Here is a 13,447-nt window from a genome sequence, read left to right as displayed (position 1 = left end):
AGCATGACCACATCTGACTCGACATTCAAAAAGAAGGAACTCGCCCTGATGGGCCTCTTAACACTCGTAGCGATGGCTTTGGTGACAGTGGTCGTGGTGCCTTCGTTGCGCAATAAGATCAAGGAAACATTCCTCAGATCAGAGCGTGACGTGATCGCGAAAGTCAGCGGCAGCCTTACGCCAGAAGGACCTCGAGTCACTATCTTGAAAATCAAAAGTAAAGGCAACCTCAGCCTCGAGGTTTACTCCGTAGATAATGCGAACGAAATGCATCTTCTCAGTCGACTGCCACTTTTTGAAACTCGTGATGGCTACTTTTTGGTGCAAGGAAATGCCACAAATTTGGCACTCACGGACGTGGATAAGGATGGGAACCTAGAGATCGTGGCCCCCACCTATGATGACCAGATGGTGCCACGACTGAATATCTTCAAATACAACCCAAACACAAAATCATTCGATCGAGTCAGTGCTCCCGATGATTTTGAACCTTAGTTTTTAGCAGGGGCCGCTTCGCGCTTTTTGAGGTCACGCCAAGATTTTCCCTCACGGGCACGACGATCTAGTTGAAACTTTTCGACCGCCTTTTTGTGGCCCTGATAGTCTTCGGAAAACACATGAGTGCCGTCGTTCTGACTGACAAAAAACAAATACAAACTTTCTTCGGGCTTTAACGCCGCCAACAGCGCCTCGCGCCCAGGATTCGCGATAGGTCCTGGAGGCAAACCACTGATAACGTAGGTGTTGTACGGAGTGGGCGTCACAAGATCATTGCGAGTGATATTGATTTCGATACGCCCTGTCTTTTCTGCTTTTCCATAGATCACCGTAGGATCTGTTTGCAAACGCATCTTTTTTAAAAGGCGGTTATGAAAGACGGAGGAAATCAACGGTCGCTCTTCAGGAGCCCCCGTTTCTTTTTCAATAATACTCGCTAAAGTGACGACTTGATGACGCTTCCATCCTTGCACCGTCGCCAGAGGCAAAACCTCGTTGAAAACATAGAGGAATCTCTTCACCATGTTTGCGACTAAAGTTCTTGTGTCTGTGTATTTGGTCAGCATGTATGTTTCAGGGAAAAGATATCCCTCTAGACTTGCCTGTGATTCCCCAAGAAGGCTTTTGATAAATTCGGGTTCCCGAACGACACTTAAAAAATCAGCTGCGGTTCCAAACCCCTGTTTTTCGTAAAGGTCAGCAATCTCGTAAATGCTGAGGCCCTCGCTGACCGTAAAGCTGCGTGCAATACTTTTTCCCGAGGTGATCACGGCCAATACTTCAGAAGGCATCATATTCGTGCGCAGAAGATATTCACCCACCTTCAACTTGGAGCGATCTCCCTTAATGCGAGCATAGATGGAAAAGAACAGCGCATTTTTAACGAGGCCTTTTTCCTGAAGTTCCTGGGCGATGGAGTTAAATCCTTTTCCCGGAGTCACCTCATAGACCACGTCCTGAGCCACTTGACTGGGAGGAGCTTTCAAAAACTCATACGCCAGATAACCAGCTCCCGCACCTATTGCGAGAACCAATGCCACCACCGCAACCGTTAATACCAAAAAATTCTTCTTCATTATTTCAGATCCAAATTCATACCCGGCAAAATTTTTGTCGGATCAAAAGGAGTCGGATCTTCCAAGCTCGCCATCGGCACCGTGCAATACTGAATTGCATAGTGAGCCGAAGGACGATCATTCCCGGATTTACCCATGCCTCCAAACGGAAGACGCGAGCTGGCTCCGTTCGTCGTTCGATTCCAGTTCAACAGCCCCACGCGAGCCTTAAATAAAGCCTCTTCATAAAGTGCTTTATCTTTCGAGAACAATGCCATGACCAGGCCATAGCCCGTCGAATTAACGATCGTCATTGCTTCGTCAAAATTATCCGTCTGATAGATCGCGACGTTCGGGCCAAAAATTTCACTTTTTTGATAAACGCTATTCGGATCAAATTTCTTTACCAAGTGAATACTCGGAGTCACATAGTAACCTTTGTGTTTAAGATCCAGCGACTTTCCGCGCATCAAACTTTCACAGTTTTCACGATTCGCAATTTCCTGGAAACGGATGTATTTTTCAACCGCCGCCGCATTGATCAAAGTCCCCATGAAGGTGTTTTCCTTCCAGTGTCCAATGGTCAACTTTTTAGCCGCTTGATAAAATCTCTCCGTAAACTCGTCTGCCAACTTCGGATGTAAGATGATTCGACTGGTGCAAGAACAGCGTTGTCCCGCCGTCATATAAGCGCCCACTAAACTTTCATAGATCGCCTTGTCCATGTCGGCGTCTTCCCAAACAATCGTGGCGTTTTTACCGCCCATTTCCAGAGCCAAAATCTTCCAGTAGTGAGTGAGCGTTTCTTGTTTGATCTTGAGTCCGACTTCATAAGAACCCGTGAACAAAATGCCGTCCACATGCTCATGAGCGACCAGACGTCCTCCGGCGGCGCCATCACCTTGCACTAGATTGAAAACACCGGGGGGAAACTGAGCCTTTTCAAAGATCTCGGCCATAAACTGACCCACGGCGGGCGTTTGTTCTGAGGGCTTAAAGACAACGGTGTTTCCAGCGATTAATGCCGGAATGATATGTCCATTGGGCAAGTGGGCCGGGAAATTAAACGGACCCACCACCGCCATCACACCACGCGAGCGATGGCGAATCACCCCGTCAACTTGCGGAAGGGCGTTGGTAATTCTTTCTTCTGCGACAAGGTTCAATGAATGATTTAGGGTCACATCAATTTTGCCACCCAAAAGTTTGGCCTCAGTCAAAGCCTCCCAAGAGGGCTTTCCCGTGTCGCGAGAAATAATTTGCGCCATTTGCTCTGCATGACTGTCAAAAAGCTCTTTCAAACGCATCAAATAGTTTCTTCGCTCTGCCAAGGACAATGTCGCCCACGCAGGATAGGCTTTTTTTGCGGCCACACAGGCTTCATCGATGTGATCATGTTTAAATGGAACCGTCATCACCAGGTCGTTCAAATCAGACGGACTGATATCTTTGAACTCTCCGTCTCCTTTTTGCACTGGAACGAATCGTCCGTTGATAAAATCACCTTTATAATTCACTTCAAACATGGTGGTGCTCATGTCTATCTTCCTCTATTGTAATTAAATGGAGACATATAAATTTCTTCGCCAACTTCAATATCCAAAAGTTGTCGCACTTTCGGAGCCAACGCCACTTCTTGCCCGCGCACATCGGCTGACGCCAAAGCCACTTTAAATTCGTCACCTGTTGTGGCGACAAGGCCTTGTTCTTTGTAAGCGGCATCTTTGAATTCACTGACCTTCAAACGACGGCCGTATTTGATAGGCAAAATTTCAGATGTATTTGCGCCGTAGTGAGGCCCCCCATCAAAAGGATCGACCTCATCAAGGTAACTAAACCCGATGCTTTCAAGAAGATGTTGAGCGGGTTTGGTGGCTTCTCCCACGCGCCCCAAAACAAGACGCGCCTTGGAGTCTAGCAGGCACAAATAAATATCATCTTGCGGAAAAAGACTTTCAATAAACTCTTTGTGCGACTGACTTAAAAGATCCGCCTCTTGGTAAGGAAGACCCGTAAAACGTCTTCCCAAAGCCTCCCAGAACTCACTGCGACCTTCTTCAGTCAGCGGTGGCGTCAACTCACACAAAACACGCTGTTCAAACTTTTCAGGATGAAGACCCATATAGAGGAAACGCGATAAACTGATTTGTTTACCCAGTTTTTCTGGACGGCGACGATAGGACTTGTCGACAAGAAGTCCTCCGATTTCTGTTGGACCGTCAAAATCCAGCTGAAAGCGCAAAACTTGATGAATAAATCCTATGCCTAAATCCTGGGAAAAGTGGTCTCTTTTAAAAATTTTAAAGAAACTATGGGGGACCTCTTCTGAACCATGCTTAGCAATGACCAATGAGCTGCCCACGACCATTTTTTCTTCGATATCTTCCACAACAAACAAGTACTCCGCTTGATTCTTAGGAAGCTTCCCTTCGAAGGACTGCTGACTGCGATCAATTTTATCGCTAATGACTTTTTTGTCTCCCGGCAGATTTAACAAATTAAACTGTTTGGCCAAATCGACCAATTGATTCAGATCATCGTGCTGAGCTGAACGAATGATGAAACTCACAGACAAAACCTTTCTATGATCCTTTTATAAAATTCTACGGCCTTTTCCAAGTCGGCCAAGGCGACGTGTTCTTGAGGCGTATGTACGTTCCCTTCCCGTTTTCCGGGACCAAAACACACACATTCAATACCAACGCGAGAAAAAATACTCGCCTCATTGGTCGAAGCTTGAGAAATGGGCTGATCATTTAATCCCATCGCCCGAAGCTCATCCAAGCAGCCCTTCACCAAGATGGAATTCATCTCTGTGCGGAAGGGTTTTTTGTAGTCATTCACTCGGAAGCTGGCTCCATTTTCTTCACACACTCCGCGCAGACGATCCATCCATCCTTCGTAAATCTCTTGAGTGATAATCGGAGGAATCCGACAAGTTCCCGAAAGTTGAATGTCATCCTCGTTGGTTCTCACCAGACCGATATTCAAAGTCGGAGAGCTGGGATGGAATTCATTATCTTTATGTTCTAAAAACTCCAACTCCAAAGTCTTCACCGCACGATAAATGTTTGCAATCTTCCGTGAAATCGGACTTTCTACCGTCGACACCATGTCTATTTCCAAAAACGCATGGCTTGGGACCGTATTAAAGTTGATCCCACCATCCATCTCCATAATGTTGACTGAATCCGGAAGCATCATGATCGCATCCAGCATTTTGACAATCGCACTCTCCCCCAAATGTGGCACCGAACTATGTGCCGCCTTCCCACGGAAGAGTTTTGACTGGGTCGAGGTGCTCTCGCGCAAATTATGTTCTTGGCGATAGTTCATCTCTTGTTCAGAAAATGGCACACGAATCTCAACACTCGCAAAGCCTTTGGCGGCATTAATAACTTGTAAATTACTGGGCTCGCCAATAAGAGCCATTTTCGCAGCAATCTTATTTTTTCGAATAAGCTTCAAGGCCCCCTGCATACCGGACTCTTCACCGAAGGTTCCTACCAGCACCGGCGGCAATCGCCATTGACGATTGCTTCCAAAAGAGGAGAGCGCTTCAAGCTTGCACAAAAAATCAAGCTTCACATCCGCCGCACCTAAACCATGAATTTTTCCATCGATGATATGAGCATCAAAGGGATTGGCCCCGGTTTCAGTCCAAAGAGAAAATGGCCCCGGATCGACCGTGTCTAAATGAGTTTGCAACAAAAACTCCGCCCCGGGTCGTTCCGACTGCGGGCGAGCAATCACATTCACTTGAGGCAAATCGCCAACAACCTCTTCTTGTTCTTCGACGTGAAGTCCTTTTTGACGACAAAAGGCCGCCGCCCACTTGGCCAATTCTTTGTTGCCATGAGTGGGCGTGCTGTCGATAGAAATAAGTTGCCGGCAGGCCTCAATAAAATTCAACTAAACTCCTTCGAGCAAAGTTTTTTCGATGGTCTTTAGCGCGATATCAATATCTTCATCTTGAATAATCGCCGGCACCAAGAAGCGCGCGCGTACAGGGTCTTTTCCACAAGGGAAAGCGATCACACCGTTTTGGAAAAGTTTATTTAAGAAGGTATTCACGCTCTCTTTTTTTCCATCGTGCGGAGTAAACGCAATCATGAGGCCCATGCCGCCGGCATCTTGAGCAATCCCTTTGCAGGTTGTTTCATTCATGCGGTTAATGCCGTCAATAAAACGTTTGTGAATTTGATTGATACGTCCATTAGGACCCAAGAAACCCTCACTCAACATGTCTAGCATTTCCATGCCCGCCGCCAAGGACGGTGTTGAACCCGAGAAGGTTCCCGCAATAAGACCTGGTTTCGGATTGTACTCTTCCGTATAAAGAGTCGCCCCAATTTGCGCTGTTTTTGCAATCGTGCAGATGTCGATATATTGTCCAATATCCAAAGTCTCAAACGCAAAGTATTCGCCCGTACGAGTGAATGTTTGAACTTCATCCGCCCACACAGCAATATTTTTTGATTTACAGAACTCAAGAAGAGGCACGAAGAATTCGCGCGGAGCCGCTTGATAGCCGCCCTCACCCAGCATGGGCTCAAAGCCGAACACAGAAATATTTCCTTCATGCTTCGCCACGTGCTCTTTCATCGCCGTCAAAGCCTTTTCGCCAGAACGAGGATCTCTTTTGTCATAGAAAGGCACACGCAAAACCTCATGATACTCCGGCAAACCTTGTTTGTAAGCAGGGTTGTCGGTGACTTCCGCCATCATGGTTGAGCGCCCTGCAAACGCATCCTTAAAGCCCATCACAAAACGAGCTGGTGAATTTTTTTGACGAGACAACTTCAGCGCATTTTCGTTTGCCATCGTTCCGCAAGTCGCAATCCATGCATACTTGATGCGACTTTTTTTACTGGCCAGCTTCACCATTTTTTCCGTGAACAGACGATACTCGTTATTGGGCTGCAAATTTCCTTGCGTTAAAATGTCTGACAAAGAACCGCGAACAGCTGCGGCAATCACGCGAGGATGAGCATGACCCATCAAATGGATACCGATTCCATTGATCAGATCCAACTTCACACTGCCGTCTTCAAGCTCCACATAAGGACCACGTCCCGCGCCCGTTCCCATATAGGGATAATGCAAAGGACGGCCACGGAATTGTCCGGTCAAATCGACTTTTTGTTTTCCAGCGTCTTTGAACTCATCTAGCGGTGCACGCATTCCTGATATCTGCGAGTTGAGTTTTGTCACTTCACCCACAAGATCTTGAATCAGGGTTTTCACTTTTTCGGATTGCTGTATCTGATGACCAACAAGAGAGCTCATAATACCTTTCGCGGGTCCAAGAATGAGCAGGACCCATTGTTATTTGAAATGCCAGGCTAGTTTACTCCGCGCCCAGGACTAAGACAAGACACGTGGTAGACACGGAAAGACTTTTATCTGTAAACTTGAAGGGCTATGTCGAAATTGAAATCTCTCTCTGTGTTCTTTCTATTTCTTGTTTTGCCCGCTCTGGTCATGGCTCAGAACGAATCTGTTGCCGACCTTTTCACGCAAGGAACTCAAGCTTATCTGGCAAAAGACTATACTAAGGCTCAATCACTTTTCAGGACGGCACTAGACAAAGATCCTGATAATGCAACGACTCTCACCAACTTGGCCTTGGCTGAATTTCAAATGGGGAAAAAGCCCCTTGCAATTGGCCTTCTGCGCAAAGCACTGGCCCATGACCCCGAGCTTCCCACTGCTCACGCGGGTTTGAAGTTTGTACTTTCACAGATGCAGGTCAAAGACGTCCCCCATCAGATTGAAGCCTACGAAACCTTAAGGGCAAAACTTCTTCAGCCAATTCCTCTGTCTGCCTATTTGGTTTTATCTGCGATCACTTTCTTTGCTGCCGGCTGGTCCCTTATTTCCTACATTGGGCGGCGCAAGAAGGCCCTCCATGAAGAGCGCTCTTTACCGCCGTTTCCTATGATCGGTTCATTTTTGACTCTAGCGTTTGTTATATTTACAGGGCTTTTAGCGTTGAAAAGTTACGACGCGACGGTGTTGCGAGGAACCATCATTGAAGAGAAAGTTTCGTTGCAAACGGCCCCCGGGGACAACCAAGTCGCAATTCTTGATCTTTACGGTGGTTTAGAGGTGATCGCTCATAAAACCGAGGGGGACTGGGTCCAAGTCACCTACCCCGGATCTCTCACGGGATGGATTAAAAAATCCTCGCTACTGATGACGCGTTGACAGCAGGACCTAGACCAAAATATGATTTATTCCTATGCTAAAAACGCTCCGAGTCATAACTATCCTCGCAGCCCTGGGACTTTTGGTTTCTGGTTGCGCCAGCACTGAGAAAAACTCCAACACACCGGAAGGTGCTTTTGCTATTGCCGAAGAGTATGACCAAGGCGAACGCTATGAAGAAGCGATTCGCCGTTACACGGAAGTAAAAAATAAATTTCCGTATAGCAACTTTGCGACTAAATCAGAGTTGGCGATCGCCGACGTTTATTTCAAACAAGAATCCTACGCAGAGGCGCAAGTCTCTTATCAGATGTTTAAAGAACTTCACCCCACGGTCCCGCAATCTGATTACGTGCAGTTCCGTATTGGTATGAGCTACTATAACCAACTGCCTTCCACCATTGATCGTGATTTAACTTTGGCGAACGATGCCATCCTCAATCTATCTGAACTTATTAAGAAATATCCGAACTCAACCCACGTTGTTGAAGCCAAAGAAAAGCGCAGTGCTGCGATCAAAATGCTCGCAGAAAAAGAAGAGTACATTGCGGATTTCTACTTCAAACGCAAAATTTTCGATAGCGCCTTGGGACGCTACGAAGGACTTTACAACAACTTCCGAGGTCTCGGCTTTGACGCCAAAGCCCTTTCTCGCGCGGCCATCTGCGCGCAAAAGATCGGCGACTCTCCGAAGGCAAAAAAATATCAGCAACTCTTGGCTCGCGAATTCCCTGGTAGCAAAGAATTGAAAGACGCCGAAAAGGAGATCGAGTAATGAATGCTCTGCACGACGACATGCTCTCGGAAGCAAGAGGGTATTTCATCAATGGCAACTATAAGATGGCAGAACCCATCTTGAATCAAATGTTGCTGCAAAACACTCGCAATCCCGAAGTCTATCAAATGCTGGCGACGATCTTTTATGATAAGGGTCAGTTCAGCAAAGCTATTAAAACTTTTCGCCGTGCTTTAGAGATCGATCCCACTTATACGGACGCCAGCGTAGGACTTTCCATCATCCTGAATGACTTGGGTAAATACGATGAAGGAAAGCAAGTCTTTCTGGATGCCCAAGTTCAACTTGAAAAAAAGTCTGGCAAGCAAGATCCTTTCGTCGATGAAAAGCTCGCCTCTAAGCATGAAGAGTTGGCGGATCTTTATTATCAATACAAACGTTATAACGAAGCCCTTGAACAACTCTTAAAAGCACAAAAGCTTTCCAGCCGTAAAGCGGAAGTCACTTTGCGTATTTCTGAAGTGTATGTGCAATTAGGCCAAGCTGATCGCGCCATCAAAGACCTTAAAGCTTTGATCCGCGAATATCCCCACCTTATTCCAGCTCGCCTAAAGCTGGGGGCTATCTATTACAACTCAAACAATATTGCTGAAGCGACTGAACAGTGGGAGAATATTCTTATTCGGGACCCACAACACCCCGAAGCCTTGCGCTATCTAAAGATGGCTCAAGCTGCAGGCATCACTTCCATCGACTTGTAATAGAGGCGCAACATGGCACAACTTAAAGAACAAATGGTTCCATTTTTAACTAGCGAAGAAATCAACGAACTTGTTGAAGGCCTCGCCGAACAAATCGAAAGCGATTATGAGGGTAAAGAAGTCATCTTCATCTGCCCTTTGCGTGGCTCCGTTCACTTCACAGCAGATCTTATGCGCAAGGTGGATCTTCCGCAGCAAGTGGATTTCGTCCATGTCCAGGCCGTTGAAAAAGGTGGCGCCATTAAAATCGTTAAAGATATCTCGGTGAATATTGCCGGCAAACACGTCTTGATCGTGGAAGAAATTATCGACACCGGTCGCACCTTGAGTTTCCTACGCAGTCGCCTTTTTGCGTCGGCGCCAGCCTCTTTGAAAATTGTGACTTTGCTTGATAAGCCGGCTCGTCGTGAGCTGCCAATTCGTGCGGACTATATCGGAAAAACGATTGATGATCGTTATGTGGTTGGTTACGGCATGGACTCTGAAGAAGTCGGAAGAAATTATCCAGACATTTATACTTTGAAGAACTAAATCTTAAGGCCATCGCGTGATAACCAGTTCAAGTTTGAACCAAGTTCTCAATCGATGGCTTCTTTTTTTCGTCCCTCTCACGTTTATGATCATCACCCCCTGGCAACTCAGCGAAACAGCGCTGTGGACTGGCTACGGAAAACATCTCTGGAGTGATTGGCATTTTCTTTATCAGGACACCGCGAGCGTGCTCCCCACCGACAATAATGTCACCAGTGCTTGGCTTCTTTCGCTGATTTATTATGGGGCTTATCGGTTGGGGGATCTTTTTGCGGTTGCGCATCTTCATCACCTTGTCCTTTTGGCACTTTTAGGTGTCGTTTACTCAAAGACGATCTTTAAAAATGCCTGGCCTTGGACCCTGGGTGAACGTGCCACCATCTATCTGATGTGGCTTGGGAGTGGGGCTTACTTTTCACCCCGTCCAGCTCTTCTGGCTTTTTTGCCTTTTGTTTTCTCTTATCTTATTTTGGATAAACGGTCCTCCTCGAAGGAAACCCTCACTTGGAGGGACTGGCGGGCTTTGATTCTTCTGCAGATTCTTTGGGTCAATGTGCATGGAAGTTTTGTTCTTTTGCCGCTCATGGCGGGATGGGTGCTTCTCTTTCAACGGCCGCGGTTTCAAGGGCAGAACCTCGCAGGTTTCGTCGGCCTTCTTCTTGCGACCTTAATCAACCCCTTCGGTTTTCAAATTTATCCCTATGTTTTCAAAACCAAGGAATTCAGCGAACTTCTTGGGATTTCTGAATGGATCTCAGTGTTATCTTGGGAATATCCCACACAGCTTATTTGCTACTGGCTGCTTTTTTGGGGGATGATCTATCTGGTTTTCTTTTCGCGGCCTAAGAACTCAAATTTACTTCGATCTGCCTTCACACCTCTGCTTCTTCTTCCGCTCTTGGGGGGACTTCGCCTCAGTGTTTTTGCTTTTTTTGCGCTGCCGATTTTTCTGTCTCACTGGACGACTTTGTATGCCCAGCGACCGGCCCAAAAAACCAGTTCAAGCCCGTGGGCCGCTTTGGCCGCGCTCGGGGTCATCACCTTTATCATGATTCGATTTTCACCTTATTTTAAGGAAACCCATCGCTTCGATGAGGCCAGCATCTTTGGAATTACAAACTACATTGAAGACTCAAAACAAGCTCAATGCCCGATCCTCAACGACCTGAATCTGGGACATTTTCTTCTTCTAAAGACGACCAATCCCTTGTTAATGGACGGACGAATTACCCCCTATACCAAAAAAGCCCTTTCAACGTATCTTTCTTTCATGAACGGGACACAAACGGATTCTTTGATCTCAACAACGGCACCTTGCTTTGTGATTTTGTCACAAAGTCGCTCTTCAAATTTGATTGGAAAAATGCAGACAGAATATCGGTTTAAAACCGTTTTCTCAGAGAACGGATACGTTCTTTTACAGCGTCAAAGCCCTTAAGATACTGCGACGTTCACTAGAAAAAGAATGACGACACAAAAGGCATAAAGGAACACAAGTTGTTTTGGCATGCTGAGGGTCTCCTAAAGCCCAATCTAAGCAGTCTTAGGACCTTCGTCAATAGCTGGGCCCAACGAAGGTCCATAAATATCCTTTTCAATTTCTGACTCAGGTTCAAATTTTAAAACCGACTATTTAATTAACAATTTCCCTTAAAACTCGAATGAAACCTGTCTAAAGGTCCTGGCGACAAGAATTTCGACAGCGTTGAGGGTGAGGAACGAGTTTTCTCCTCGCAAGTCTCATAATGAGACGGCTTTTTCTCCCGTCATTTTCTAGCCCGTCCTCTAAAGAGAATCCCAAAATTAGCCGATATCGTGTTTAAGGGGGAACATCTATGAAGAAGTTCAGTAACTTTTCTAAGAAACTATTGAAAAATCAATCAGGTCAAGGTGCTACCGAGTACATCTTGTTATTGGTTGTCGTGGTTGCGTTGGTAATCATGTTTAAGAGCCAAATTCAAAGCACTGTCAGCTCTAAAATTCAAGAGCTACAGGGAATGATTGGTTCCGTAAGCCAATAGTATCGGCTTCTCCGATTTGGAGGTTCGATGACCATAGAATACGTCCTGTTGCTTTTTGCAGTGTTCTTTTTCGGACTGAAAGCATTTATGTCAGCTCCGGCAAAGGCATTTAAAGAGTCTGGCCCCAGATTGGGGGCGCGGATTGAGCAACAATTAGCGACAGGCGATGGTTTCAAACCTATTGGGGGCAATCACATTGGTTGGGAGGAGGACAAATGAAACCCGTTATTTCTAATAACAAGGGTCAGTTTGTCATCGAAACCGTCCTGATGATGGTTGTAACCATTGGATTTTTTCTGTGGGGCACAAATCAGCTTCGTGAAGGAAAATTCTTGGCGAAGATGATCGGCGGCCCCTGGCAGAAAGTGGCTGGCATGATCGAGGCGGGCGTTTGGGAAACTCCCGACAAGGCTCGCAAGCTTCATCCTAACCAAATCGAACGATCCGTGACAGTGGATCCCAATCATTAATTTTGGGGAGATATGAAAACTTTGAGAGGACCCTTTAAGCCGTTAAAAAATTCTCGTGGAATGATTTCCACAGAGTTTATTTTTGCGCTCGTCTTGTGCGCAGGCTTATGTATTATCCTGTTCTCTCTGAATTTCACGCTCACCATGGCTGAGGTGGCGCAGTATATCGCCTTTTCTTCGGCACGTGCCCATGCCGCTGGCCACGTCGATCAAGATAAGCAAGAACAGCTTGCTAAAGACAAATACAAAGAACTGGTGAATAACCCCATCTTAAAACCTCTTTTTAATAGTTCCGCAGGTGGTGGTTGGTTCAAACTCTCTGACGATATCGACGTGCGCGGAGGCGGTCCGAATGGTCGTAACTTTGATGAAGACTATCCGGCAACGGCAGATCGTGCCCCTCAAGTCGGTGTTCGTTTCGACTTTCAACCTAAAATTCTAAATTTGAAAATTGCCTTTTTAGGCTCTACCAGTGAAGACGGCCAAGGATTTTCAGCCAAAATCACTGGATTCCTCATTCGTGAACCCACTCAGAAAGAATGCTGGGAATTGCAGGTAAAACCTCGCTACACAAATATTCTCAATCTTGAGTCCGGACGCTTTAAGCTGCTCGGCTCTAGTGGCGAAAATAAGTACGTTCCTATGGAGGACAACGGATGTTAAAAAAACAGAAGTCCTCTACTTTAAATAACGAAAAAGGGATGGCGGTCTTTGAAATGATCCCCATTCTGGTCGTTATTGTTTTATTCGTGAACTTTTCGCTGGGATTTTTTGGTGCCATCCATACCGGCATCTTGAATTCCATTGCATCCCGCAACTATGCCTTTGAAACTTTTAATAACAGATCCAATCTTAACTATTTCCGCAACAAGGGCCAAGTGGACTTAAGCTATCAATACGCAACCATTGGAATGCGTGTCCACGGAACCAACTCCGAAAAGAGCGTGGGGAAAAGTGGAAATCCTCCGTGGACCGCCACCTCCCGTTTGATTGATTTTATGAGTTTTGAAAAGAGAGCCGCAGACCAGATAGGTACCGATAAGGGGACCCACCAAAAAGTGCGGGAAGTTCCAGACGGAAGAAACACCACTGTGGGTGTGAATCCCATCTGGATTAAGACAGCTTATGGTATTTGCCTCAACGCGAAGTGTGGAACTTAGAAAGA

General features: G+C 46.3%; 16 protein-coding genes. 11 read left to right on the top strand and 5 right to left on the bottom strand.

The features are described from left to right. The first annotated feature begins 3 nt into the window (after positions 1 to 3). Complete coding sequence (locus ACM64D_RS12415) at positions 4 to 495, top strand: hypothetical protein (RefSeq protein WP_415063538.1); 492 nt, start codon at positions 4 to 6, stop codon at positions 493 to 495. On the opposite strand, the gene mltG is transcribed toward ACM64D_RS12415, so the two are convergent. From mltG to ACM64D_RS12390, 5 genes are read right to left on the bottom strand one after another with little or no spacing between them, the layout of a single operon-like run. Further along, complete coding sequence (gene mltG / locus ACM64D_RS12410) at positions 492 to 1,574, bottom strand: endolytic transglycosylase MltG (protein ID WP_415063537.1); 1,083 nt, start codon at positions 1,572 to 1,574, stop codon at positions 492 to 494. The two genes, ACM64D_RS12415 and mltG, sit on opposite strands and share 4 nt — an antisense overlap. Beyond that, positions 1,574 to 3,091, bottom strand: coding sequence for a succinylglutamate-semialdehyde dehydrogenase (locus ACM64D_RS12405; RefSeq protein ID WP_415063536.1), 1,518 nt, complete (start codon positions 3,089 to 3,091; stop codon positions 1,574 to 1,576). The genes mltG and ACM64D_RS12405 overlap by 1 nt, the downstream gene beginning before the upstream one ends. 2 nt (positions 3,092 to 3,093) lie before the next feature. After that, positions 3,094 to 4,122, bottom strand: a complete 1,029-nt coding sequence (locus ACM64D_RS12400) for an arginine N-succinyltransferase (protein WP_415063535.1) — start codon at positions 4,120 to 4,122, stop codon at positions 3,094 to 3,096. After that, positions 4,119 to 5,465 (bottom strand): M20 family metallopeptidase, encoded by a 1,347-nt coding sequence (locus ACM64D_RS12395; protein ID WP_415063534.1) that lies wholly within the window; start codon positions 5,463 to 5,465, stop codon positions 4,119 to 4,121. The genes ACM64D_RS12400 and ACM64D_RS12395 overlap by 4 nt, the downstream gene beginning before the upstream one ends. Beyond that, a complete protein-coding gene (locus tag ACM64D_RS12390) occupies positions 5,466 to 6,842 on the bottom strand; it encodes an aminotransferase class III-fold pyridoxal phosphate-dependent enzyme (RefSeq protein ID WP_415063533.1) in 1,377 nt (458 codons plus the stop codon). Positions 6,843 to 6,977: 135 nt separating this feature from the next. On the opposite strand from ACM64D_RS12390, the gene ACM64D_RS12385 reads away from it, so the two are divergent. The 10 genes from ACM64D_RS12385 to ACM64D_RS12340 all read left to right on the top strand — a co-directional run bounded on the left by ACM64D_RS12385 (position 6,978) and on the right by ACM64D_RS12340 (position 13,442). Further along, positions 6,978 to 7,763, top strand: coding sequence for a tetratricopeptide repeat protein (locus tag ACM64D_RS12385; RefSeq protein ID WP_415063532.1), 786 nt, complete (start codon positions 6,978 to 6,980; stop codon positions 7,761 to 7,763). A gap of 34 nt (positions 7,764 to 7,797) precedes the next feature. Then, complete coding sequence (locus ACM64D_RS12380) at positions 7,798 to 8,538, top strand: outer membrane protein assembly factor BamD (RefSeq protein ID WP_415063531.1); 741 nt, start codon at positions 7,798 to 7,800, stop codon at positions 8,536 to 8,538. After that, entirely contained in the window at positions 8,538 to 9,260 is a 723-nt protein-coding gene (locus ACM64D_RS12375; RefSeq protein ID WP_415063530.1) for a tetratricopeptide repeat protein, read from the top strand. The genes ACM64D_RS12380 and ACM64D_RS12375 overlap by 1 nt, the downstream gene beginning before the upstream one ends. 12 nt (positions 9,261 to 9,272) lie before the next feature. After that, on the top strand, positions 9,273 to 9,791 hold the full coding sequence (gene hpt, locus ACM64D_RS12370; protein WP_415063529.1) for a hypoxanthine phosphoribosyltransferase: 519 nt from the start codon (positions 9,273 to 9,275) through the stop codon (positions 9,789 to 9,791). A gap of 85 nt (positions 9,792 to 9,876) precedes the next feature. Continuing rightward, positions 9,877 to 11,229, top strand: coding sequence for a hypothetical protein (locus ACM64D_RS12365; RefSeq protein WP_415063528.1), 1,353 nt, complete (start codon positions 9,877 to 9,879; stop codon positions 11,227 to 11,229). 397 nt (positions 11,230 to 11,626) lie between these two features. After that, positions 11,627 to 11,812 (top strand): Flp1 family type IVb pilin, encoded by a 186-nt coding sequence (locus tag ACM64D_RS12360; RefSeq protein WP_415063527.1) that lies wholly within the window; start codon positions 11,627 to 11,629, stop codon positions 11,810 to 11,812. 27 nt (positions 11,813 to 11,839) lie between these two features. Next, the gene (locus tag ACM64D_RS12355; protein WP_415063526.1) at positions 11,840 to 12,031 is read left to right on the top strand and encodes a hypothetical protein; all 192 of its coding nucleotides are present in this window, start codon (positions 11,840 to 11,842) and stop codon (positions 12,029 to 12,031) included. Continuing rightward, positions 12,028 to 12,282, top strand: coding sequence for a hypothetical protein (locus ACM64D_RS12350; protein WP_415063525.1), 255 nt, complete (start codon positions 12,028 to 12,030; stop codon positions 12,280 to 12,282). Before ACM64D_RS12355 ends, ACM64D_RS12350 begins: the two co-directional genes overlap by 4 nt. Before the next feature lie 12 nt (positions 12,283 to 12,294). After that, positions 12,295 to 12,945 carry a hypothetical protein gene (locus ACM64D_RS12345; RefSeq protein ID WP_415063524.1) on the top strand — a complete coding sequence of 217 codons (651 nt, stop codon included), beginning with the start codon at positions 12,295 to 12,297 and terminating at the stop codon, positions 12,943 to 12,945. Next, entirely contained in the window at positions 12,939 to 13,442 is a 504-nt protein-coding gene (locus ACM64D_RS12340; protein ID WP_415063523.1) for a hypothetical protein, read from the top strand. Before ACM64D_RS12345 ends, ACM64D_RS12340 begins: the two co-directional genes overlap by 7 nt. The last annotated feature ends 5 nt before the right edge of the window (positions 13,443 to 13,447 follow it).

Origin of the sequence: Bdellovibrio sp., from assembly GCF_047637665.1 — a bacterium.
GTDB lineage: Bacteria > Bdellovibrionota > Bdellovibrionia > Bdellovibrionales > Bdellovibrionaceae > Bdellovibrio.
Note: the sequence above shows the minus strand (reverse complement) of the source record. Positions and strands in the feature narration are given on the sequence as shown.